This is a genomic window from Methylobacterium sp. ARG-1 (assembly GCF_001262595.1).
Lineage (GTDB): Bacteria > Pseudomonadota > Alphaproteobacteria > Rhizobiales > Beijerinckiaceae > Methylobacterium > Methylobacterium brachiatum.
On the sequence record NZ_LHCD01000014.1, the window covers coordinates 71,010 to 91,880 of the forward strand.

23 protein-coding genes and 1 pseudogene are annotated in these 20,871 nt (G+C 68.7%); 16 read left to right on the top strand and 8 right to left on the bottom strand.

Annotated features, from left to right (window positions below; translation table 11 throughout):
* Positions 1-50: 50 nt before the first annotated feature.
* Both AKJ13_RS33245 and AKJ13_RS14785 read left to right on the top strand, forming a co-directional pair.
* Positions 51-295, top strand: a pseudogene (locus AKJ13_RS33245) (type II toxin-antitoxin system VapB family antitoxin).
* Positions 295-699 (top strand): type II toxin-antitoxin system VapC family toxin, encoded by a 405-nt coding sequence (locus AKJ13_RS14785; RefSeq protein ID WP_050734024.1) that lies wholly within the window; start codon positions 295-297, stop codon positions 697-699. Before AKJ13_RS33245 ends, AKJ13_RS14785 begins: the two are co-directional and overlap by 1 nt.
* 74 nt (positions 700-773) lie before the next feature.
* Here the strand turns inward: AKJ13_RS14785 and AKJ13_RS30430 are convergent, their stop codons facing one another.
* Positions 774-1,181 (bottom strand): LysR substrate-binding domain-containing protein, encoded by a 408-nt coding sequence (locus AKJ13_RS30430; protein WP_244471611.1) that lies wholly within the window; start codon positions 1,179-1,181, stop codon positions 774-776.
* A 352-nt stretch (positions 1,182-1,533) separates the two neighbouring features.
* Here AKJ13_RS30430 and AKJ13_RS14795 point away from each other — a divergent pair, with 352 nt between their 5' ends.
* The 3 genes from AKJ13_RS14795 (at position 1,534) to AKJ13_RS14805 (ending at position 4,823) form a co-directional block, all read left to right on the top strand.
* Positions 1,534-2,013, top strand: a complete 480-nt coding sequence (locus tag AKJ13_RS14795; protein WP_007560376.1) for a (2Fe-2S)-binding protein — start codon at positions 1,534-1,536, stop codon at positions 2,011-2,013.
* Positions 2,010-4,349 carry a xanthine dehydrogenase family protein molybdopterin-binding subunit gene (locus AKJ13_RS14800; RefSeq protein ID WP_050734025.1) on the top strand — a complete coding sequence of 780 codons (2,340 nt, stop codon included), beginning with the start codon at positions 2,010-2,012 and terminating at the stop codon, positions 4,347-4,349. The genes AKJ13_RS14795 and AKJ13_RS14800 overlap by 4 nt, the downstream gene beginning before the upstream one ends.
* Positions 4,350-4,424: 75 nt before the next feature.
* Entirely contained in the window at positions 4,425-4,823 is a 399-nt protein-coding gene (locus AKJ13_RS14805; protein ID WP_050734077.1) for a hypothetical protein, read from the top strand.
* Positions 4,824-5,217: 394 nt separating this feature from the next.
* Here the strand turns inward: AKJ13_RS14805 and AKJ13_RS14810 are convergent, their stop codons facing one another.
* Together AKJ13_RS14810 and AKJ13_RS14815 are read right to left on the bottom strand one after the other, a co-directional pair.
* On the bottom strand, positions 5,218-5,442 hold the full coding sequence (locus AKJ13_RS14810; protein ID WP_007560382.1) for a hypothetical protein: 225 nt from the start codon (positions 5,440-5,442) through the stop codon (positions 5,218-5,220).
* 219 nt (positions 5,443-5,661) lie between these two features.
* Complete coding sequence (locus AKJ13_RS14815; RefSeq protein ID WP_050734026.1) at positions 5,662-6,372, bottom strand: NAD-dependent deacylase; 711 nt, start codon at positions 6,370-6,372, stop codon at positions 5,662-5,664.
* Between the two features lie 113 nt (positions 6,373-6,485).
* Here AKJ13_RS14815 and AKJ13_RS14820 point away from each other — a divergent pair, with 113 nt between their 5' ends.
* The 7 genes from AKJ13_RS14820 (at position 6,486) to AKJ13_RS14850 (ending at position 14,113) form a co-directional block, all read left to right on the top strand.
* Positions 6,486-7,046 carry an isochorismatase family protein gene (locus tag AKJ13_RS14820; protein WP_050734027.1) on the top strand — a complete coding sequence of 187 codons (561 nt, stop codon included), beginning with the start codon at positions 6,486-6,488 and terminating at the stop codon, positions 7,044-7,046.
* Entirely contained in the window at positions 7,043-8,047 is a 1,005-nt protein-coding gene (locus AKJ13_RS14825; RefSeq protein WP_050734028.1) for a helix-turn-helix domain-containing protein, read from the top strand. The genes AKJ13_RS14820 and AKJ13_RS14825 overlap by 4 nt, the downstream gene beginning before the upstream one ends.
* Positions 8,048-8,269: 222 nt before the next feature.
* On the top strand, positions 8,270-9,697 hold the full coding sequence (gene hydA, locus AKJ13_RS14830; protein WP_050734029.1) for a dihydropyrimidinase: 1,428 nt from the start codon (positions 8,270-8,272) through the stop codon (positions 9,695-9,697).
* Positions 9,698-9,746: 49 nt separating this feature from the next.
* Positions 9,747-10,754 (top strand): ABC transporter ATP-binding protein, encoded by a 1,008-nt coding sequence (locus AKJ13_RS14835; RefSeq protein WP_050734030.1) that lies wholly within the window; start codon positions 9,747-9,749, stop codon positions 10,752-10,754.
* 16 nt (positions 10,755-10,770) lie between these two features.
* Positions 10,771-12,033 (top strand): extracellular solute-binding protein, encoded by a 1,263-nt coding sequence (locus AKJ13_RS14840; RefSeq protein ID WP_050734031.1) that lies wholly within the window; start codon positions 10,771-10,773, stop codon positions 12,031-12,033.
* Between the two features lie 250 nt (positions 12,034-12,283).
* Positions 12,284-13,216: an ABC transporter permease gene (locus AKJ13_RS14845; RefSeq protein WP_050734032.1), complete on the top strand. Its 933-nt coding sequence runs from the start codon at positions 12,284-12,286 to the stop codon at positions 13,214-13,216.
* A gap of 3 nt (positions 13,217-13,219) precedes the next feature.
* Positions 13,220-14,113, top strand: a complete 894-nt coding sequence (locus AKJ13_RS14850; RefSeq protein ID WP_050734033.1) for an ABC transporter permease subunit — start codon at positions 13,220-13,222, stop codon at positions 14,111-14,113.
* 19 nt (positions 14,114-14,132) lie between these two features.
* Here AKJ13_RS14850 and AKJ13_RS30435 read toward each other — a convergent pair whose 3' ends face one another.
* A complete protein-coding gene (locus tag AKJ13_RS30435) occupies positions 14,133-14,336 on the bottom strand; it encodes a type II toxin-antitoxin system ParD family antitoxin (protein WP_200905640.1) in 204 nt (67 codons plus the stop codon).
* 222 nt (positions 14,337-14,558) lie between these two features.
* Here AKJ13_RS30435 and AKJ13_RS30440 point away from each other — a divergent pair, with 222 nt between their 5' ends.
* Both AKJ13_RS30440 and AKJ13_RS14855 read left to right on the top strand, forming a co-directional pair.
* Positions 14,559-15,272 carry a DUF2807 domain-containing protein gene (locus AKJ13_RS30440; RefSeq protein ID WP_082316961.1) on the top strand — a complete coding sequence of 238 codons (714 nt, stop codon included), beginning with the start codon at positions 14,559-14,561 and terminating at the stop codon, positions 15,270-15,272.
* A 279-nt stretch (positions 15,273-15,551) separates the two neighbouring features.
* Positions 15,552-16,238, top strand: coding sequence for a 50S ribosomal protein L25/general stress protein Ctc (locus tag AKJ13_RS14855; RefSeq protein ID WP_007560399.1), 687 nt, complete (start codon positions 15,552-15,554; stop codon positions 16,236-16,238).
* A gap of 181 nt (positions 16,239-16,419) precedes the next feature.
* Here AKJ13_RS14855 and pdxH read toward each other — a convergent pair whose 3' ends face one another.
* Positions 16,420-17,061 carry a pyridoxamine 5'-phosphate oxidase gene (gene pdxH, locus AKJ13_RS14860; RefSeq protein WP_200905641.1) on the bottom strand — a complete coding sequence of 214 codons (642 nt, stop codon included), beginning with the start codon at positions 17,059-17,061 and terminating at the stop codon, positions 16,420-16,422.
* A gap of 146 nt (positions 17,062-17,207) precedes the next feature.
* Between pdxH and AKJ13_RS14865 the strand changes: the two genes are divergently transcribed.
* On the top strand, positions 17,208-17,645 hold the full coding sequence (locus AKJ13_RS14865; RefSeq protein WP_007560403.1) for an RT0821/Lpp0805 family surface protein: 438 nt from the start codon (positions 17,208-17,210) through the stop codon (positions 17,643-17,645).
* Positions 17,646-17,693: 48 nt separating this feature from the next.
* Here the strand turns inward: AKJ13_RS14865 and AKJ13_RS14870 are convergent, their stop codons facing one another.
* Positions 17,694-17,987, bottom strand: a complete 294-nt coding sequence (locus AKJ13_RS14870; protein WP_007560405.1) for a hypothetical protein — start codon at positions 17,985-17,987, stop codon at positions 17,694-17,696.
* Positions 17,988-18,388: 401 nt separating this feature from the next.
* Between AKJ13_RS14870 and AKJ13_RS14875 the strand changes: the two genes are divergently transcribed.
* Complete coding sequence (locus AKJ13_RS14875) at positions 18,389-20,005, top strand: formyl transferase (protein ID WP_050734079.1); 1,617 nt, start codon at positions 18,389-18,391, stop codon at positions 20,003-20,005.
* A gap of 51 nt (positions 20,006-20,056) precedes the next feature.
* Here AKJ13_RS14875 and AKJ13_RS14880 read toward each other — a convergent pair whose 3' ends face one another.
* A complete protein-coding gene (locus tag AKJ13_RS14880) occupies positions 20,057-20,446 on the bottom strand; it encodes a hypothetical protein (protein WP_050734034.1) in 390 nt (129 codons plus the stop codon).
* Entirely contained in the window at positions 20,443-20,736 is a 294-nt protein-coding gene (locus tag AKJ13_RS14885) for a DUF6516 family protein (RefSeq protein ID WP_082316963.1), read from the bottom strand. Before AKJ13_RS14885 ends, AKJ13_RS14880 begins: the two co-directional genes overlap by 4 nt.
* Between the last annotated feature and the right edge of the window lie 135 nt (positions 20,737-20,871).

Consider the following 20,871-nt stretch of genomic DNA (forward strand, 5'->3'; position numbering starts at 1 on the left):
GTAGATCTGCGCGTGCGATTATCTACATCGCTCGTCGACGGCGAACCGGCATGCCGATCAACGTCAACGATCCCGAAGCCGATGCGCTGACGCGCCAGTTCGCTGCCCTGGCGGGAGTCGGCATCACCGAAGCGATCGTCATCGCCATGCGGGAGGCGATCGCGCGCAGGCACCAGGGGGAAACGCCGCAGGCGACCGCCGCACGGTTGCGCGAGAAGCATGGAATCACCCTCGGCGAGGCCGCCGGACGCCCCTCCCGCGGGATGTCTACGACGCGATGTGGGAAAGCCGCTGATGTTCGTGGATGCCTCCGCGATCGTCGCCTTGCTCGCGGACGAGCCGGAAGCCGGCCGGATCTCCGCCGCGCTCGCCTCGGCCAACCGCTGCAGGACCTCGCCCGTCGCAATCCTGGAAACGGTGCTGGCCCTCGCGCGGCCCGATAAGTTCGACATGACGGTCGAAGCCGTCGGGCCGATCGTCCTCGAATTCCTCGAAGCCCGAGGCATCGAAATCTGCGATCTTCCACCCGCCAACGACGCGACGGCCCTCGCCCTCTCGGCGGCGCATCGATACCGGGCAGACCGTCGCGGTCTCAATCTCGGCGACTGTCTCCACTACGCCGCGGCGCGGTTCTTCAACGTGCCGATCCTCGCCACGGCCGACGAGTTCCGCAGGACGGATCTGGAGACCGTCCCGTAACGCTCCGCCCATGGATTGATCAGCCTCTGGATGCCGATCGGATAGATCTTAGAACCGGGACGGCAGGCGACAGTTTAGGAATGATCCTGATCACGCGCAGGAGATGTGGGGTTTCCAAAGGGCTCAGCCCTTTGGCGGGGTTCGGGGGCGGAGCCCCTGAATGACGGGAGGGGCACTGCCCGCACGCGCGAAAGGTCACCGACCTTTTGAAACCCTGATCGACATGGCTGCGCGAACAGGTTCTTTGCCATGAAATCCACGACGACGCGGATCTTCGGCGCGAGCTGGCAGCTCGACGGCCAGAGGATGCGGAAGGTGCCGCACCGATGCACCGCACCGTCCAGCACGCTCATCAGCATCCCCGCCTCGATCTGCGCACGGACCGCGAAGTCCGGCAGGCAGGCGATGCCGAGGCCGCGCTCGGCCAGGCAGACCAGCGACTCGATGGTGTAGGACGGCCTGCTGCTCGACTCGCTCGGCATCGGCGCCTTCGCGCCCGCCCTGCTGGTACCGACCCTGGTGGTGATCGCGCTCTCTCGGCAGCACGGCTTTCCACGCGCCCGGCCCTGAAGAGGCAATCCTTCCGCCGCGTCAGCATGTGCGCCGCCGCACACGGCATGTCTCCGGCGCGGGCCTCCGGCGGCGTGCCGCATCCACCTTGCGTTGCACAAGACTCCCGGGGTGGATTAGAATTCTTCCTATTCTGAACCCAGAGGCCCGTTCGTCGGGTTAGCCTACACAGGCGGATGCGTGGACCGGATGACCGGTCGGCGCCTCTGGCTCGGCTCGGACCCGACTGAACGCCGTCCCGGCGTCGCCAGACAGGATATTTCGATGATCAAACTCACCGTGAACGGGGCTGCGCGCAGCTTCGACGGCGATCCCGACATGCCGCTGCTGTGGTACCTGCGCGACGAGCTGGGCCTCACCGGCACCAAGTTCGGCTGCGGCGTGTCGCTGTGCGGCGCCTGCACGATCCATCTCGGCGGCGCGGCGACCCGCGCCTGCATCACGCCGATCTCGGCGGCTGCCGACCAGGAGGTCGTGACCATCGAGGGCCTGTCGCCCGACGGCAACCACCCCGTGCAGGTGGCTTGGCGCGACCTCAACGTCGCCCAGTGCGGCTACTGCCAGTGCGGCCAGATCATGCAGGCTGCCGCGCTGCTCAAGGACACGCCGAAGCCGTCCGACCAGGACATCGACGACACGATGAGCGGCAACATCTGCCGCTGCGGCACCTATCCGCGGATCCGCGCGGCGATCCATCAGGCCGCCGGCCAGACGGCGCCCGCCGGCAAGGGAGAGCGCCTGTGATTCACGACGCCCAGATGATGGCCGAACTGGCCAACGCCAAGCCGACCGCCAAGCCGGTGCTCGCCAATGTCAGCCGCCGCGGCATCCTCGGCGGCGCCGGCGCGCTGGTGCTGGCCCTGTCCCTGCGCGACGCCCGCGCCGACGAGGGCCAGACCGCCGAGCAGAAGGCCCAGAAGTTCGGCGCCGACGGCATGCCGCACGGCTGGCGCGACGACCCGAAGATCTTCGTGTCGATCGCCCCGGACGGCACCGTCACGGTGACCAACCACCGCTCGGACATGGGCCAGGGCGTGCGCACCTCCGTGGCGCTCACCGTCGCCGACGAACTGGAGGCCGACTGGCCGAAAGTGAAGGTGGTCCAGGCCTGGGGCGACGAGCAGCGCTTCGGCAACCAGGACACCGACGGCTCGCGCTCGCTGCGCCACTTCTTCCAGCATTTCCGCCATGCCGGCGCCGCCGCGCGGCTGATGCTGATCGAGGCCGCGGCCAAGCAATGGGGCGTGCCGGCCTCCGAGGTGACGGCGGCCAACCACACGCTGACCCACGCCAAGTCGAAGCGCAGCCTCGGCTACGGCGCCGTGGCGCAGGCGGCCTCCGAGCTGCCGGTTCCGACCAACGTCACGCTGAAGAACCCGAAGGATTTCCGGTACATCGGCACCGGCAAGGTCGGGCTGATCGACAATCTCGACATCACCACGGGCCGGGCCATCTACGGGCTCGACCCCAAGCTCGACGGGATGCTGTACGCCGTGGTCGCCCGTCCGGCGGTCTACGGCGGCAAGGTCAAGTCCTTCGACGACACCGAGGCGAAGAAGGTTCCCGGCGTCGTCAAGATCTTCAAGATCGACGGCGGCGAGATCCCGTCCGAGTTCATGCCCTTGGGCGGTGTCGCGGTCGTCGCGAAAAATACCTGGGCGGCCCTGAAGGCGCGCGACGCGCTCAAGATCACCTGGGATGACGGCCCGAACGCCGGCTACGACACCGACGTGTTCCGCAAGGAGCTCGAGGCCGCCGCGCGCAAGCCCGGCAAGGTGGTGCGCAACCAGGGCGACGTCGACGGCGCGATGGCCAAGGCCAAGACCAAGGTCGAGGCCGAGTACTTCGTGCCCCACCTCGTCCAGGCCCCGATGGAGCCCCCGGCCGCCGTGGCCCGGGTCAAGGACGGGTTCTGCGAGGCCTGGGCCTGCACGCAGGGCCCACAGGCGGCCAACGACCGCCTGATGAAGGCGCTCAAGCTGCCCGACGACAAGGTCAAGGTGAACGTCACGCTGCTCGGCGGCGGCTTCGGGCGCAAGTCCAAGCCGGATTACGTGGTCGAGGCCGCCCTGTGCTCGCAGGCGGTGGACGGCGCGCCGGTCAAGCTCGCCTGGACCCGCGAGGACGACATTCACCACGGCTACTACCACACGATCTCGGTGGAGCGCCTGGAGGCCGGCCTCGACGAGAAGGGCATGCCGGTGGCCTGGCTGCACCGCTCGGTGGCGCCGACGATCGGCTCGATCTTCGCGCCCGATCCGAAGCACGAGCTGCCGTTCGAGCTCGGGATGGGCCTGGTGAACACGCCGTTCAACCTGCCCAACGCCCGGATGGAGAACCCGGAGGCCGCCGCCCATGTCCGGATCGGCTGGTTCCGCTCGGTCTCGAACATCCCCCACGCCTTCGCGATCCAGTCCTTCGTGTCGGAGCTGGCGCATGCCGCCGGCCGCGATCCGAAGGAATACCTGCTGGACCTGATCGGCCCGGCCCGGAAGATCGACCCGACCTCCATCGGCGACGTCTGGAACCACGGCGAAGATCCGAAGCTCTACCCGATCGATACCGGCCGCCTGCGCGGCGTGATCGAGGCCGCCGCCAAGGGCGCCGGTTGGGGACGGCAGATGCCGAAGGGCCGCGGTCTCGGCATCGCCGGCCACTACAGCTTCGTCACCTACACGTCGGTGGCGGCTGAGGTGGAGGTCGACGACAAGGGTCAGGTGAAGGTCCACGCCATCGACATCGCGGTCGATTGCGGGCCGCAGGTGAACCCGGAGCGCATCCGGTCACAGATGGAAGGCGCCGTGGTCATGGGGATGGGGCTCGCCCTCACCTCCGAGATCACGTTCAAGCAGGGCCGGGCCCAGCAGAACAACTTCGACGGCTACGAGATCATCCGGATCGACGCCGCCCCGAAGGTTGTCCGCGTGCACCTGGTGCCGACCGGCTCCTATGACGGCCCGCTCGGCGGCGTCGGCGAACCCGGCGTGCCGCCGGTGGCGCCGGCCATCGCCAACGCGGTCTTCGCCGCCACCGGCCGGCGCGTGCGGCAATTGCCGATCCGCGACCAGCTGAGCGCCTGAACCGCACTCCCTCGCGATGCGTTGGGGGACCGGGGACCTGATCCCCGGCCCCCCGACATGAGAGAGTTCGACACGATGATGCGTCCCGCCGCCTTCACGGTTTCCGTCTCGGTGCCCCTGGCCCTGGTCCTGATGGCGGCCCCGGTCCTCGCCTCGCCCTGCTCGGACAAGATCGACGCCCTGTCCAAGCGGGTGACGTCGGAGGCGACCGCCTCGATCTCGGCCTCGACCAGCGGCCAGGGCAACGCCGCCAAGCGTGGCGGCGAGGGCCTGACCGGCACCGAGGGCGAGCGCGCCAACGAATCCCCCCAGGCTCCGCCCGAGAAGTCGGCCCAGGCCGGCGAGGGCGCGGATGCCGCGCAGCAGGCCAAGGTCGCCTTGGACGAGGCGCGGACCGCCGATTCCAAGGGCGACGCGCAGGGCTGCGAGGCCGGCGTGGCCCGCGCCGAGAGCCAGCTGAAGAAGGCGCCCTGAGGCGCTGCCGGTCCCCGGCTCAGCACCGGTGCGATGACGCCGTGGCCGGCCGGGGGAACGCGGGCTGCGGTGCTTGCAGATCTACCTATGGACGGGGCGTCATGCTCCCTCTCCCGTGCGAGAGACGGTCGGGATAAGGGGTGCGCCCTTTACGGAAAGACCTGCCCCCCCACCCTGTCCCTCTCCTGCATGGGAGAGGAGACTTGTGCCTCGTTCGGTACCGAGTGGATCCCCGAGGTCCGCGGGGATCGGCGCCGCGTCTCGATCGGTGAAACGCGGTCGGGGATCGCTCCGGCGGCGGCATCGCTCATCTCGGAAGTCACGATCCCCGGCCCCGGCGGCTAGGCGGCCGGAACGATCCGGGGCGGCACGCGATCCGCCCCGCGCTGTGGCTTCAGGCGGCCGCGGCGGCCAGAGCGTGGGGGTTGCCGTTCAGGCCGGCGCAGAGGTCGTCGATCTCGGCGAGATCCAGGGCGTCCCCCGCCCGGGACGCGATGGTGTCGATCAGGTGGTCCTGGCGGGGGTCGAACGGATGACCCTGCATCCGGTAGAATTGATAATAGCGAAGGGCCGCCAGGACGGTATCGCGCTCGCGGTCGGTTACGGTGAAGTGCTGCATGGGTCTTTGTCTTCCCCTTGTGGCTTCAACGAACGCTTGGGCGGGCCGCGACGCCGAACCCAAGCTTGACCGTTGTAACCGGTGGGCAACTGTCCGACCAGTTCTTGACAGCTCGCGCGGATGTGATTCGCATCATTTAAGACTCTGGTCCTGTCACGAGGGACGGGCTCTCGAATCGAAATCGTTTACCCTCTCAACGGTTTGCAGCCCCCCGGCGGTTCACAACCCGAAATCGGCGAGAAAGCGCGGCAGTGCCGTGCTGGCCGGCCCGTAGCGGGCATCGTCGAACGCATCGGCGTTGTCCGAGGGCTCTAGGTTGATTTCGCAGGTGGGAATGTTGCGGGCTCGCGCTTTCCGCACGTAGCCCGCCGCCGGGTAGACCGCGCCCGAGGTCCCCACGGCCACGAACAGGTCGGCGGCGGCGAGGGCCGCCTCGATCGCGTCGAGATGCATCGGCATCTCCCCGAACCAGACCACGTCCGGCCGCATCCGGCCGACGCCCCCGCAGGCCGGGCAGATCGAGTCCCGGTCGAGGTCATCGCGCCAGGGCGTGACTGTCCCGCAGGCAGTGCAGCGGGCCTTGAGCAGTTCGCCATGCATGTGGACGACCGCGCGCGACCCCGCCCGCTCGTGCAGGTCGTCGACGTTCTGCGTGCACAGGAACAGGTGCCCGCCCCGCGCGGCCAGCCGCGCCTCGGCCCGGGCCAGGGCGACATGGGCCGCGTTGGGCTCGGCCGCGACCACGCCGCGGCGGCGATGGTCGTAGAAGTCGAGCACCGTATCGGGATCGGCGGCATAGGCCTCCGGGGTGGCGAGCTTCATTGGGTCGAACCGCGCCCAGATCCCGCCACGGTCGCGGAAGGTGCCGAGCCCGCTCTCGGCCGACACGCCCGCCCCGGTCAGCACGAAGATGTTGTTCGGATCGCCCATGCCGTATCCTCCGTGTATGGCCGGATATGTCCGCTGGTTGGCTGTACGGTTTCTTTCGCGCGCCCCGTCAGAGCGCGATCCTGCCGCTCGCTTCACCAAGCGGGAGACACGAAATGTCCGATGTTGCGTTGCTGGTCATCGATGTCCAGGAGTCCTTCCGTCACCGGCCGTTCTGGAGCGAGGCGGATGTGCCGCTCTTCACCGAACGTCTGCAGGCGCTCATCGACGGCGCGGTCGCGCGCAACATTCCGGTGCTGCAGGTGTTCCACGTCGCCGAGACCGGGCCGTTCTCGCTCGCGTCGGGCCATGTCCGCACCCTGGAGCCCATCGTGATCGCGCCGGGCGCGATTTTCCACAAGCGCCGGCACAGCGCGCTGGTCGAGAGCGGCCTCGCGGGCTGGCTGACGGAGCACGGGATCCGCCGGCTGATCGTGTCGGGGATCCGCACTGAGCAATGCTGCGAGACCACCACCCGTCACGCCTCGGATAGCGGCTGGCAGGTGGATTACGTCACCGAGGCGACGCTGACCTTCGCGATGACCCACCCGGACGGCCGCCGGTTCGCGGCAAACGACATCAAGGCGCACACCGAGCTGGTGCTGGTGGACCGCTTCGCCCGCATCGCCACGGTGGAGCAGGCTCTCGCCGGCCGGGACCTGCGGGTTGCCGCATGAGCGAGGCGGCGCGGCGCATTCCGGTCTTGGTGGTCCTGCCGCCGCGCACCCTGCTGCTCGACCTCGCGGGGCCTATGGAGGTCCTGCGCATCGCCGGGGCGGCCCAGGAGCGGGTCGCGTTCTCGGTGCGCTACGTGGCGCCGCAGGCGCGCACCCGCTGCTCGATCGGGCTGGATCTCGGCGGCACCGAGCCGCTGCCGGATTCGATCCCGCCGGGCACCGTGGTGCTCGTGCCGGGCGCGTCGTCCCGGGTGCTCGGCTGCGCGGCCGATCCGGACGATGCAGCCGCCGAGGCGGGGATCGTCGCCTGGCTGCGCGGCGCGGTCCGGCCAGGTCACACCCTGGTCACGGTCTGCGAGGGCACCCTGCTGGCGGCCCGGGCCGAGCTGTTCGACGGCTATGCCTGCACCACCCACCACGCCAGCTGCGCCCGGCTCGCCGCCCTGGCGCCGCAGGCGCGGGTGCTGGAGAACCGGCTGTTCGTGCAGGACCGGGACCGGTTCAGCAGCGCCGGCGTCACCGCGGGCGTGGACCTGATGCTCCATCTCGTCGCCGAATGGGCCGGCCCGGCCGCGGCTTTGGCGACGGCCCGGACCCTGGTGGTCTACATGCGGCGCGGCCCCGATGATCCGCAGCTCTCACCCTGGCTCGAAGGCCGCAGCCACCTGCACCCGGTGGTGCACCGCGCCCAGGACGCGATCGCCGCCGAACCCACCCGCGCCTGGTCCCCCGAGACCCTCGGCCGCCTCGCCGGGGCGAGCGCGCGCAACCTCGCCCGGCTGTTCCGGGTCCATGCCGGGATGACCGTGACCGATGCGGTCAACCGCGCCCGGATCGCGCTGGCCCGGGACCTGATCGCCCAAACCGACCTTGCCCTGGAGCAGGTCGCCGACCGCGCAGGCTTCGGTTCGGCCCGCCACATGCGGCGGGTGTGGCGTCAGTTCCATGAAGCCGCCCCCTCGAATCTCCGAACCCAAGTCTCGGTTTCGAAAGGTCCGTGACCTTTCGCGGGTCCAGGGCAGAGCCCTGGTAGCGGGCTTGGCCCGATGCATCAGGGGCTCCGCCCCCGAACCCCGCCAAAGGGCTGAGCCCTTTGGGAGCCCATGCCTCGCGCACTCTGGACCCTGCCGGACGGCTGTGCCCTCCTCGCATCGTCCGAATCGGCGCGGACGATGCATCCGTCCGTTCCGACAGGCGCCCGCGGGCGCGGAGGAGAGCGCATCATGCCCGAATTCGACCTGGCGATCCGCGGTGGTACCGTGGTCACGGCGAGCGACACGGTGCGGGCAGATGTCGGCGTGCGCGGCGGGCGGATCGTGGCTGTGGCCGAGGGGATCGCCGACGCCGCCCGGGTGATCGACGCCTCCGGGCTACTGGTCCTTCCGGGCGGCATCGACAGCCATGTCCATATTGCCCAGGATTCCGGCCCCGGCATCGTCATGGCCGACGATTTCGCCAGCGCCACCCGGGCGGCGGCGGCCGGCGGCAACACCTGCGTGATGCCGTTCGCGCTCCAGCCCCGCGGCGCGTCGCTGCGCGAGACGGTCGATGCCTACCGGGCGAAGGCCGAAGGCCAGTGCCACATCGATGTGGCGATCCACATGATCATCTCTGACCCGACCGAGGCTGTGCTCGGCCAGGAGCTGCCGGCTTTGGTGGCCGACGGCTACACCTCGTTCAAGGTGTTCATGACCTACGACGACTTGGTGCTGAACGACCGCCAGCTGCTCGATGTGTTCCACGTCGCCCGGCGGCAGGGCGCCCGGGTGATGGTCCATGCCGAGGGCTACGACGCGATCCGCTATCTCAGCGAGCGGCTGGAGCGGGCCGGCGAGACCAGGCCCTACGGCCACGCCCTGTCGCGCCCCGAGGTGGTCGAGCGGGAGGCGGCCCACCGGGCGATCAGCCACGCCGAGCTGATCGACCTGCCGATCGTCATCGTCCACGTCTCGGGCCGCGAGGCGACCGAGCAGATCGCCTGGGCGCAGGCGCGCGGCCTGAAGATCCGGGCCGAGACCTGCCCGCAATACCTGACGCTGACGGCCGAGGACATGAAGGGGCTCGGCTACGAGGATCCCATGGCGGGGGCCAAGTACGTCTGCTCGCCGCCGACGCGGGATGTCGAGAGCCAGGAGGCGGTGTGGTCGGGCATCCGGCGCGGGATCTTCGACGTGGTCTCCTCCGACCATTGCCCGTTCCGCTACGACGACCCGCAGGGCAAGCTGAACCCGCGCGGGAAGACCTCCTTCCGCTGGATCCCGAACGGCATCCCCGGCATCGAGACGCGGCTGCCGGTGTTCTTCTCGGAGGGCGTCTCGAAGGGGCGGATCAGCCTCAACCAGTTCGCCGCGCTGACCGCCACGAACCACGCCAAGCTCTACGGGCTGTATCCGCGCAAAGGCTCGATCGCCCCGGGCTTCGATGCCGACCTGACCCTGTGGGACCCCAACAAGCGCGAGACCATCCGCCAGGACATCCTCCACCACGGCTCCGACTACACGCCGTGGGAGGGGTTTGCGGTCACCGGCTGGCCGGTGATGACCATCGCGGGCGGCGCGGTGATCGCCGAGGACGGCAAGGTTCTCTCCGCGCCGGGGCGCGGGCGGGTGCTCGACCGAACCGTCGATCCGGCCGAGCGGCGGGACGCCTGACGGTCACGCTGGCCCGCCGCTTGCCTGCAATCTCCGGGGGGAGCCTCGCATGAATGTCGAGCTGATCGGCCTGACCAAGCGCTACGGCGCGGCGACCGCGGTCGACGCCATCGACCTGAAGGTGCCGTCCGGGGCCTATTGCTGCCTGCTCGGGCCCTCCGGCTGCGGCAAGACCACGACCCTGCGGATGATTGGCGGGCACGAGCGCGCCAGCGCCGGCGACGTGGTGATCGGCCCGAAGGCGGTGGGCGACGCGACGCCGGCCGAGCGCGGCACCGCCATGATGTTCCAGAGCTACGCGCTGTTCCCGCATCTCGACGCACGGGACAACGTCGCCTTCAGCCTGCGGATGCGCGGCGTCGGCAAGGCCGAGCGCCGGGCCAAGGCCATGGCGATGCTCGAGCTCGTGCAGATGGGCCACCTCGCCGGGCGCCTGCCGGCCCAGCTCTCGGGCGGCCAGCAGCAGCGCGTGGCACTCGCGCGCGCATTGGTCACCGGCCCGAAGGTGCTGCTCTTGGACGAACCGCTCTCGGCGCTCGACCCGTTCCTACGGGTGCGGATGCGGGTCGAGCTGAAGCGGATCCAGACCGAACTCGGCCTCACCTTCATCCACGTCACCCACAGCCAGGAGGAGGCGATGGCGCTCTCCGACCTCGTGGTGGTGATGAATGCCGGCCGGATCGAGCAGGCCGCCGACCCGCGCACCGTGTTCGAGCGGCCGGCCACCGCCTTCGTGGCCCGGTTCATCGGCGGCCACAACGTGATCCGCCGGCCCGACGGGATGATCGCCGTCCGGGCCGACCGGATGCGGCTGGGCGAGGCGGCCGGCCCCGGCGCGCTCGCGGCCCGGGTGGTCGCGGTCGAGTACCAGGGCACCAGCGTTCATGTCGGGCTCGATGCCGACGGGCTGGAGCGGCCGCCCGAAGCCTTGGCCGAGAGCCCGGCCGCGCTGACTGCCGTGCTCAGCGACTCCGCCTTCGCGGCCCGCCCGCTCCGTCCGGGCGACACGATCCCGGTCGGCTGGGACGCCGCCGCCGCCCACCGCCTCGACGCGTAGACAGTTGGAGACGACCATGGACCCGTTCTCGAAGCCGAGCCGGCGCACGCTTCTGAAGGGGGCCGCGGCCCTGGCGGCAACGCCAGTGACCGGCTTCCCGGCGGTGCACGCGGCTGAGCCCGTGACCCTGCGCTATCTCGGCACCGCGGTGAGCCAGTCCGCCGACATCGCCCGGAAGGTGAAGGAGGATCTCGGGATCACCCTCGAATACATTCCGGTGGTCACCGACGAGGTGACCAAGCGGGTGGTCACCCAGCCGAACTCCTTCGACCTCGTCGACACCGAGTATTTCAGCCTCAAGAAGATCATCCCGTCGGGCAACCTCAGCGGCCTGGACGTCAGGCGGATCAAGCTCGCCGACAAGATCACCGGCGTGTTCACCCGCGGCGAGGTGAACGGGAAGCGGATCGGTGATCAGGGCACGGCGCCCCGTAAGGTGTTCTACCTCGAGGGCCAGACCGCCAAGACCTTCGCCTCCGCGCCGACCGAGTGGCTGACCCTGATCCCGACCACCTACAACGCCGACACGCTGGGCATCCGGCCCGACCTGATCAAGCGGCCGGTGGAGAGCTGGAAGGATCTCCTCAACCCCGAATTCAAGGGCAAGACGTCGATCCTGAACATCCCGTCCATCGGCATCATGGACGCTGCCATGGTGGTGGAGGCCACCGGCGACTACACCTACGGCGACAAGGGCAACATGACGAAGCCCGAGATCGACCGCACCATCAAGGTGCTGATCGAGGCCAAGCGCGCCGGCCAGTTCCGGGCCTTCTGGCAGGACTTCAACGAATCCGTGAACCTGATGGCCTCCGGCGAGACGGTGATCCAGTCGATGTGGTCGCCCGCCGTCACCAAGGTGCGCGCCCAGGGCGTGCCCTGCACCTACCAGCCCCTCAAGGAGGGCTACCGCGCCTGGGCCCAGGGCTTCGGCATCCCGAAGACGCTGAGCGGCCGGAAGCTCGACGCGGCCTACGAGTTCATCAACTGGTTCCTGTCCGGCTGGGCCGGGGCCTATCTCAACCGCCAGGGCTACTATTCCGCGGTGCTGGAGACCGCGAAAGAGAACATGCAGCCCTACGAATGGGCGTTCTGGATGGAGGGCAAGCCCGCCGAGAAGGACATCCTGGGCCCGGACGGCACCCTGATCGAGAAGGCCGGCGCCACCCGCGACGGCGGCTCCTTCGACCAGCGCATGGGCGCGGTCGCCTGCTGGAACGCCGTGATGGACGAGAACACCTACATGGTGCGCAAGTGGAACGAGTTCATCGCCGCGTGAGCGCCGTGCCTGGACGCGCTCTTTCCCCCTATTTCGGGCATGCCCGAGATAGGGCTCCCTCCCCCCTCTGCGGGGGAGGGTGGCCCCTGCGTCAGCAGGGGTCGGGAGAGGGGAGCGCGGTGTCCAGAAGGAGTGTTTTGAACGCCGCTGCCCCGTCCTGCACCGTTGCTCCCCTCTCCCGACCCGCTTCGCGGGCCACCCTCCCCCGCAGAGGGGGGAGGGAAACCGCCCCGCCGTCACAGGCAACCCAGTGAACGATCTCGCCCTCCCCCGCACCGCCGAAACCGTTGCCGCGCCGATCGCGGCCGCGCCCCGGCGCCGGCGGACAAGCCTCGCCTATCTCCAGGCGGCGCCGCTCGCCCTGGTGTTCCTGGTCTTCCTGGTCGTGCCGCTGCTGCTCACCGCGGTGGTGTCGTTCTGGGAGTACAACGAGTACGCGATCACCCCGGCGCTGACCCTGCAGAACTACGCCGACGTGTTCGACGGCTGCCTCTCCGCCGACCTCTGCACGACGGTCCGGACCTATCTCTCGACCCTGAAATTCGTCGCGCTGACCCTGGTGATCACCCTGCCGCTGGGCTTTGCCATCGCCTACTTCCTGGCCTTCCACATCCGCTCGGACACGGTGCGGATGGGCCTGTTCCTGCTCTGCACGATCCCGTTCTGGACCTCGAACGTGATCCGCATGATCTCGTGGATCCCGCTGCTCGGCCGCAACGGCTTGGTCAACGACACGCTCCGCAGCCTCGGGGTGATCAAGGCGCCGATCGAGGGGCTGCTCTATTCCGACTTCGCGGTGGTGCTGGCCTTCGTGCATCTCGACACGGTGTTCATGATCGTGCCGATCTTCAACAGCCTGGCCCGCATCGACCGGTCGCTGATCGAGGCGGCGCGCGATTGCGGCGCCTCCGGGTTCCAGACCCTGTGGAACGTGGTGCTGCCGCTGGCCAAGCCCGGCATCGCCATCGGGTCGATCTTCGTGGTCACCCTGGTGATGGGCGATTTCGTCACCGTCGGCATGATGGGCGGGCAGCAGATCGCCAGCGTCGGCAAGGTGATCCAGGTGCAGATGGCCTACCTGCAATTCCCGGCGGCGGCCGCCAACGCCGTGGTGCTGCTCGCCGCCGTGCTGCTGATGATCCTGGGGCTCACCCGGATGATCGACCTGCGCAGGGAGCTGTAGGAGATGGACCGGCCGCGCAGCTTCGCCTTCTACGGGCTCGCCGGGATTTTCGCCCTCTACGTCCTGTTCCTGTACGGCCCGACCCTGACGATCCTGGCCTTGAGCTTCCAGGGCCCGTCCGGCGGCCTGACCTTCCCGATGAACGGGGTCTCGATCCACTGGTTCGCCAAGCTCTGGGAGGGGGTCGGCGTCGTCGACATCTGGGCGGCGCTCCGGCGCTCGTTGACGCTCGGGCTGGTGGTGATGGCACTCACCGTCACCCTCGCGTTCTATGCAGGGCTCGCCTTCCGCAAGGGGTTCCGGGGGGCCGGCCTGGTCTTCGCCCTGGCGGTGTCGAGCCTGATCGTGCCCTCGATCGTGGTCTCGCTCGGGATCGGGCTGGAATTCCGGCTCCTCGACGACGGGATCAAGGCGCTGGCGGAGGCCACCGGCTGGGGCTTCCTGCAGGATCACGGCACCCTCATGGGCCTCTACAGCTCGGCGCTGGGGGCGCATCTCACCTGGACGCTGCCCTTCGGCCTGCTGATCATGTTCGCGGTGTTCAACCGGTTCAGCCCCGCCTACGAAGAGGCCGCCCGCGACCTCGGCGCCACCGGAGCACAGACGCTGCGGCACGTGGTGGTGCCGATCCTGGCCCCGGCCCTGGTCGGCGTCGCCCTGTTCGGCTTCACCCTGTCGTTCGACGAGCTCGCCCGCACCAGCCAGGCGATCGGCGGCCGCAACACCCTGCCGCTGGAGCTGCAGGGCCTGACCACCACGGTGACGACGCCGGAGATTTACGCGCTCGGCACCACCACGACCGCCTTCTCCGCCCTGGTGATCGGCACCGCCCTCGGCCTGACCGTGTGGCTGCAACGGCGCCGGGCCCGGCGGGCGCTGGCGGGGCTGCGTCCGTAGGGGTAAGACCACCGGTACGCTACGCGCCGCGCTTGGCCGCTCTTATGCGCTCGGCGTGATAGGCTCGTAGATCGGCCAAGACCTGCTCAGCCGGGATCGCCGGGCGCGGATCATTGAGCGCCTCCTGAACCCGCTGCCGCAGAATGGCACTCAGCGCAGTCTCTTCACGGTCGAGGGCCCGCAGACCGGCGTGGATTTCAGTGATACGATTGCTGGTGCGCACGGATCGCCTGTCCTCTTACTCGTGCCCGCATATGATCACAGCACATGACGACGACACATGATGACATGATAATGCCATCTCATCCACTTACTCCTTTCCATTTGCAGCGACCATCGATGTTCATTAATTCCCCCCACGCTCTCGATTGCAGCGAAACCATTCATCGAGAACTAGGCAATTATTGGCCCACAGAAGGGCAAAATCGAATTTCGGAGACAATTGATGACTATGCATCTCACGCAAGCCGCCTTATTATTTTACATTGTTTCTGCATCTAACTTTCTGCTCAGCATCGAAACATTCGCGAAGGCCGAGCCTCAGGACCGCCACTCGACCTGCGACGGCTCGAATGAGCCGAACGTGAGCGCGTCTCGCACTAGCGTCGATCTCGGATGGAGCGGAGGCAGCTCCATCAATATCAATATTCCAGTTCAAGTTGAATACCAGACAAGCGCGAAATTTAGTGCTATAGTAATTGGGAACTCAGATGTTATAAGCCATGTACGCATGCGCGACAGTAAACTCATGTGGGACAGAGAAGACTATCGCCCCTGCGCAAATCCCGCCGATATCGTCGTACACATCGTGGGTCCCTCGGTCACAGCATGGACGCTGAATGGTCCGGGACGGCTTAATCTAAATACTATCAGCCAAGACACACTGAAGATCACAAGTCATGGCACCGGAAGCGTCACAGCAGACGGATATGTCAAAGACGTCGTGCTCAGAAGCAGCGGTCCGGCGCGCGTAGATCTGAGCAAGCTTGAGACCCAGCGTGCGTCGGTTCAGATTCGCGGCAGCGGTGAAATCGACATCGCACCGCGCGAGGATGCAGACATCTCGACTTCAGGACCTGCTGTCGTAAAAATTTATGGGAGTCACGCGAAACTTCACGTTCGATCCCGCGGCTCGGCGCAGGTCATACAAGTCCCGTAGCGCGCTGTAGTAGTTGGCGGACGATGAGATAGAGGATATCGCGGCGCCTTATCCGACCGGAGCGGCCAGGCCGGAAAGAAGCGCCCGGCATTCTCCGCCGCGGCGTCGCGGCTGCGTGACGGCCCAACCCGAACATTGCCAATCTGCCCCCGTCCGTGTATGCGCACGGCGCGCCCCCCGACACCCTTGGAGGCAGGGGCGCACCGGGAAGGTTATAGCCGTCCGCGTCGGGCGGCTTTTTCGTTTTTCGGGTCCAGCCATCTTTTGAAGGATCACGCCATGAGCGCAGTCAAGACGCTTGAGGCCGTGGCACGCGACCGGGTCGGCAAGGGGGCCGCCCGGGCCGTTCGTCGCCAGGGTCAAGTTCCCGCCGTCGTGTACGGAGGCGGCCAGCCGCCGCAATCCATCGCCATCGACCTCGTTCGCGCCCGCACGCTGATCTATGCCGGCGGCTTCAAGACCACGCTGTTCGAGATCAAGGCCGGCGGCAAGACCGTCCGGGCGATCCCGCGCGACTTCCAGCTCGATCCAGTCAGCGGCGTGCCGCTGCATGTCGACTTCCTGCGCGTCGTCTCCGGTCAGACCGTGACCGTCGAGGTGCCGGTGCACTTCATCAACGAGGCCGCGGCCCCCGGCATCAAGAAGCTCGGCGGCACCCTCAACATCGTCGCCCACACCCTGACCCTCGAGGTCGCCCCGGACCAGATCCCGGACGCGATCGAGGTCGACCTGACCGGCCGCGAGATCGGCGACGTGATCCACGTCGCCGACATCAAGATCCCGGCCGGCAGCCACACCGGCGAGCCGACCGACCCGGTCGCCAACATCGTCCCGCCGACCGTGCTGGGTGCCGAGGTCGAGGCCGAGGAGGCCGCGATCGCCGAGGCGCAGTCGGCCGAGTCCGCCGAGGAGAAGGCCGAAGAGGCTTCCGAGGACGGCGAGAAGAAGGACGGCGAGGAGGCCTGAGCCTCGTCGCACGTCACCGATCAAGATTGAGCGCCCCGGCCCCCGCCGGGGCTCTCTTCGTTTCAAGGGTTCCCAAAGGGCTCAGCGCTGTGGCGGGGTTCGGGGGCGGAGCCCACGAGGTTCGCAGGGCTCTGCCCTGCACCCGCACAAGGTCTCGGATCGTGTGAAACCAAGACTTCGGCTACGGATACAGCCGCGCGCGGCTCCAGCCGTCGCCGGCGCGGGTGAACCGGACCCGGTCGTGCAGGCGGTAATCGCCGTTCTGCCAGAATTCCAGCGACACCGGGGCGATGCGGAAGCCGGTCCAGTGCTCCGGCCGGGGGATCGGGCCGTTCTCGTAGCGAGCGGCGAGCTCGGTCACCTCGGCCATCAGTGCGGCACGGTCGGCGAGCGGGCGGGATTGCTGGCTGGCGATGGCGCCGAGGCGGCTCTCCCGGCGGCGGCTCTCGAAATAGGCATCGGCCTCCTCCGGCGTCACCGGCGAGACCGGCCCGCGCGCGCGGACCTGCCGGCGCAGGCTCTTCCAGTGCAGCACCAGGGCGGCCTGTGGGTTCTGGGCCAGCTCCTCGCCCTTGGCGGACTGGACGTTCGTGTAGAACACGAAGCCGCGCTCATCGAAGCCCTTCAGCAGGACCATGCGCACGTCCGGCAGTCCGTCCGAGCCCGTGGTGGCCAGCGCCATCGCGTTCGGATCCTCCGGCTCGGCGGCCTCCGCCTCGCGCATCCAGACGGCGAACAGCGCGAACGGGTCGTCGCTCAGGGTAAAGTCCGAGGTCGGGGCAGGCGCGCCGGCCTTCGGGTCATCGGTCCTTAACTGATCCACGGCAAGACTCCTGCCTGCCGCGTCAAGGGCCTGAGGGGGCACCGACATCGGCATGTTCGGTCGAGCGGATAGCCCGTCGTGAGTCAGGTGTAATGCGGCGATGCGCGTGTAAAGAGCCAAGTCGACGGTTGCGCGTCCCTGTGGCGATGGCAGCTCTGTCGCTGGCAATGGTCCTGTGCAGCTGCAGCCAGCCGCTGCTCGTCTTCCGGGGCGAGCCTGCGGCGGCCGCGCCGCCCGTGGCCGAGGAGCCCGTGGTCACCGGCAGCATCGAGAAGCGGCCGGCGAGCTTCGGCAACGATCTCGGCGAAGAGGATTGGCGGCGGGCCCGCGCAGCGCTGTCGGTCGCCCTGGATCCCCAGGGCAACGGCCGTCCGGTGAAGTGGGACAACCCCGAGACCGGCCTGCACGGAGCGGTCAACCCGACCGGCCTGCCTTACGTGGCGGACGACCTGATCTGCCGGAACTTCCTGGCCTCGGTGATCGGCCCCGGCCGCAGTCGCTTCGTACGCGGCACCGGCTGCAAGCCGTCCGGCGGCCATTGGGTGCTCAAGAAGGTCAAGGCAGCCGGCTCAGAACGGTCCTGACGCGCCCGCCGGGCCACCCGATCGGGGGTCCGGCAGGCACGAGGTCGCTCAGTACGGATACCCGTAATACGGCCGCATGCGCAGGCGCGGCTGGGCGGCCGGGGGCGTCGCGGCGCGGGCCGCGGCCTCGGGGTCATAGGCCCGGATATAGGGGTCGAGGGCCGGATCGCGGTAATTGCCGTTGTTGACGCCGGCCGAGCGATCGTTGCCGCTCAGCGCCGCGTAGGGCGAGAGCCCGCTGCCGCTGTCACCACCGCCACCGCCACCGCCGCCCCAGGCGAAGGCCGCGCTCGGGAGGCCGATGAGCAGCATCGCGGCCAACGGCATCATCTTGCGTGTCATGTCGTGTCTCCGCATCACGTCTAACGGGCGAACCGCCAAGCCAATCCGCGAGTTCCCGCTTTGCGCCGGGATGGCCGCGCGGCATGGTATCACGGCCGCGTGGCGACGGGTTATCGCGATGGGTGAAGCGCGGTGTTTTTGTTTATCAACAGACTCCGATCCGGATTAACCGCCCGGAACGGTGGAGAGGCGGCCGGACTTGTTTGATTGCGTCGCAGAGCGATAGCATTCGTTCAGGCGACGACCGTATCGTCGGTCGTCTTCGAGGTTCCTCAAGGTCTGGATTCGCGGTGAGCGTCGCTACGGGATTCGACACGCCGCACGGGACCCCCGCCCTCCGAACCGGGACGGCCAGCCTTCGGGACGCCGCCTCAGCGAAGACCGACAGCGTCGTCCGCCTGATGGAGCGCTCGATCGGGGGCGCGGATCAGCCGGCCGTCGGGACCGGCCGCGGACCGGTCTGGCCGGAGCCCCGGACGCTCGACAGCCGGCCGGTGGCGCGGCAGATGACCGTGCGCCTCGACCGTCGGACCCTGCGCGGCTGGCACATCCGCCTTCTCGACCAGCTCGGCCAGCGGCCCGACCGGCGCCTCCAGGTCGAATGGGTCCTGGGCGCGCACGGCCTGCCGCCCAATGCCGAGCTGCTGTTCCGCCTGGAAGCGGCGATTCATGGCCTGCCCCGTCCTGGCCTGGCCACGGCGGCCGAGCCGATGGCGTTCGGGGCCTACGGGGCGGAGGTCGCGGCGGGCGAACCCGACCTCGTCCTCGATCTCTCCGGTGGCCAGGCCGAATCCGACGCGGTCGCGGACCGGGGACGGCCGGTCTGGCGGCTCGATTTCGACGGCATGCCAGGGGAGGCCGGCCTGCTCGCGGCCCTGTTCGCCGGGCGCGCCCCGGTGGCGGCCCTGCGGGGGCCGGACGGAATCCCGGTGGCGGTCGGGCGCCTCGGCGCGGAATCCCACACGGTGATGCTGATCGCCTTCGAGGATTACCTCGCCCGGAGCATCACGCTGATCGCCGCGGCGCTCGACGGCGCCGCCTCGACGCACCTACCGGACGGGACCGAAACGGCCCTACAGCGGCAGGCGTCCTTCGACCTCGGCGGCCTCGGCGTCAGCCGGCGCGCGGCCAGCGGGCTGGCCCGGCAGATCGCCCGCCGGCTCTACGCGCTCTGCTTCCACAGCCCGCAATGGCGGGTCGGCTGGCGGCGCATCGTCGGCCCGGACCTGATCGACCTGCGCCGCCACCCCGAGGGCGGCTGGACCGACCTGCCCGATGACGGACGGCGCTTCTACGCCGACCCGTTCGCGATCGCGCACGGCGGGTCCGTGACCCTGTTCGTGGAGGAATTCGACTATCGCCGCGGCAAGGGCGTGATCTCCGCCCTCGGCTTCGACGCGACGGGCCCGCGCGGCCGCCCGGAGCCGGTGCTGGAGCTCGAGACCCACCTCTCCTACCCGTTCGTGTTCGAGGCGGACGGGGCGGTCTGGATGATCCCGGAATCCCACGCCTCGGGCACGATCGACCTGTACCGGGCCACCGCCTTCCCGGGGGGCTGGGTCCACGAGGCGGTGTTGGTCGACCACGTGGTGGCGGGCGACGCGACGCTGCTGCACCACGACGGGTGCTGGTGGATGTTCGCCACCGTCCGGGCGGGCGGGGGCAGCTATTCCGACACCCTGCATCTCTGGCGCGCGCCGCATTTCCGCGGTCCCTGGACGCCGCATCCGCGCAACCCGGTGCTGATCGATGTCGGCTCGGCCCGGGCGGCCGGGCCGATCGTGGCCCGCGACGGCGCCCTGATCCGGCCCGTGCAGGATTGCCGCCGGGGCTACGGCGCGGCGCTCGGCCTCGCCCGGATCCTGCGGCTCGACGCGGAGGGCTACGAGCAGCGGGTCGAGACCCGCCTCGGCCCCGGGGCGGCCTGGCCGGGCTCGCGCCTGCACATGCTGAGCGCGGCCGGTGGCTTCGAGTTCATCGACGGCTCGCGCCGGGCCCGGTCGCGGCTGCTGGGGTGATCCCGGGCGCGTGGCGGGTGGCTTGGGACGCGCCTTGAAAGGTTCGATGCATCACGAAGCCCGACGATCGGCGCCATCCTCCGGTGCGAAGCTGAGCGAGAGCCGGACTTCTTTCACGGCCGGCCAGAGCGTCATGTCCTCCTGCCTGATCAAGCCTGCATCGATCAGGGCCCGCACCTCGTCGTGGACCCGTCGATAATCCCGATCCAGGGTCTTCGCCAGCGCCCGGATCGACCGCGCGCTGCCGAACTTGAACAACGCTTCCAGCAGGGCCACGCGCTGGTCCGAGATGAGGCTCTTAAAGGTCTTCAGATCCTTGAAGATCAAGACGGACTCTGCCGGCGCCTGATCGCCGGCTTCCACCTGCTTCCAGCGCGCGATGAAGCGGTGCCCCATATCCTCGGCCGTGCCGCCAATTACGACTTTGACGTGATCCGTCATGATGCGCCTCCGCGTAGGAGAGGGACTTCAGCGAGAAAGTCGGCCACGAGCCGTTCGACAGATACGAACGTGTAAGCCGTCTCATCGTGGAGGCGATGAACGTGATCGCCTTTTCCGGCCTCGTTGTCGTAGGCCAGGATCCGGAGACCGGGTCGTCCGTAGAACAGCGAATATTTGAACCCGTGCGTTACGCCCCGGACTGGTTGGGGCGCTTGCCATATGCGCATCTGGACGATCGCGCCGTCCGGATAGACGAGTTTCTCATCGAAATAGGAGATCGCGACCGCCACAGCTCGATGGCTCGCCGATCATATGCTCAAGCACCTGAACCGACCGCAGCTTTACGGTGTTGCAGGGCCCGGCGTCAGACGGCCCAGGCACCGTGTCTTCTTGGACTTCAGGGCCCGCTTGTGCCGAACGGCACC

Excerpts from the sequence above, each read along its gene's own strand:
- AKJ13_RS14840 (WP_050734031.1), top strand. The coding sequence starts at position 10,771 with ATGGACCCGTTCTCGAAGCCGAGCCGGCGCACGCTTCTGAAGGGGGCC.
- AKJ13_RS14865 (WP_007560403.1), top strand. The coding sequence starts at position 17,208 with ATGGCAGCTCTGTCGCTGGCAATGGTCCTGTGCAGCTGCAGCCAGCCG.
- AKJ13_RS14870 (WP_007560405.1), bottom strand. The coding sequence starts at position 17,987 with ATGACACGCAAGATGATGCCGTTGGCCGCGATGCTGCTCATCGGCCTC.
- AKJ13_RS30430 (WP_244471611.1), bottom strand. The coding sequence starts at position 1,181 with ATGCCGAGCGAGTCGAGCAGCAGGCCGTCCTACACCATCGAGTCGCTG.
- AKJ13_RS14785 (WP_050734024.1), top strand. The coding sequence starts at position 295 with ATGTTCGTGGATGCCTCCGCGATCGTCGCCTTGCTCGCGGACGAGCCG.
- AKJ13_RS14850 (WP_050734033.1), top strand. The coding sequence starts at position 13,220 with ATGGACCGGCCGCGCAGCTTCGCCTTCTACGGGCTCGCCGGGATTTTC.
- AKJ13_RS14880 (WP_050734034.1), bottom strand. The coding sequence starts at position 20,446 with ATGACGGATCACGTCAAAGTCGTAATTGGCGGCACGGCCGAGGATATG.
- AKJ13_RS30440 (WP_082316961.1), top strand. The coding sequence starts at position 14,559 with ATGACTATGCATCTCACGCAAGCCGCCTTATTATTTTACATTGTTTCT.
- AKJ13_RS14835 (WP_050734030.1), top strand. The coding sequence starts at position 9,747 with ATGAATGTCGAGCTGATCGGCCTGACCAAGCGCTACGGCGCGGCGACC.
- AKJ13_RS14795 (WP_007560376.1), top strand. The coding sequence starts at position 1,534 with ATGATCAAACTCACCGTGAACGGGGCTGCGCGCAGCTTCGACGGCGAT.
- hydA (WP_050734029.1), top strand. The coding sequence starts at position 8,270 with ATGCCCGAATTCGACCTGGCGATCCGCGGTGGTACCGTGGTCACGGCG.
- AKJ13_RS14815 (WP_050734026.1), bottom strand. The coding sequence starts at position 6,372 with ATGGGCGATCCGAACAACATCTTCGTGCTGACCGGGGCGGGCGTGTCG.
- AKJ13_RS14855 (WP_007560399.1), top strand. The coding sequence starts at position 15,552 with ATGAGCGCAGTCAAGACGCTTGAGGCCGTGGCACGCGACCGGGTCGGC.
- AKJ13_RS14825 (WP_050734028.1), top strand. The coding sequence starts at position 7,043 with ATGAGCGAGGCGGCGCGGCGCATTCCGGTCTTGGTGGTCCTGCCGCCG.
- AKJ13_RS14810 (WP_007560382.1), bottom strand. The coding sequence starts at position 5,442 with ATGCAGCACTTCACCGTAACCGACCGCGAGCGCGATACCGTCCTGGCG.
- AKJ13_RS14805 (WP_050734077.1), top strand. The coding sequence starts at position 4,425 with ATGATGCGTCCCGCCGCCTTCACGGTTTCCGTCTCGGTGCCCCTGGCC.
- AKJ13_RS14875 (WP_050734079.1), top strand. The coding sequence starts at position 18,389 with ATGGAGCGCTCGATCGGGGGCGCGGATCAGCCGGCCGTCGGGACCGGC.
- AKJ13_RS14820 (WP_050734027.1), top strand. The coding sequence starts at position 6,486 with ATGTCCGATGTTGCGTTGCTGGTCATCGATGTCCAGGAGTCCTTCCGT.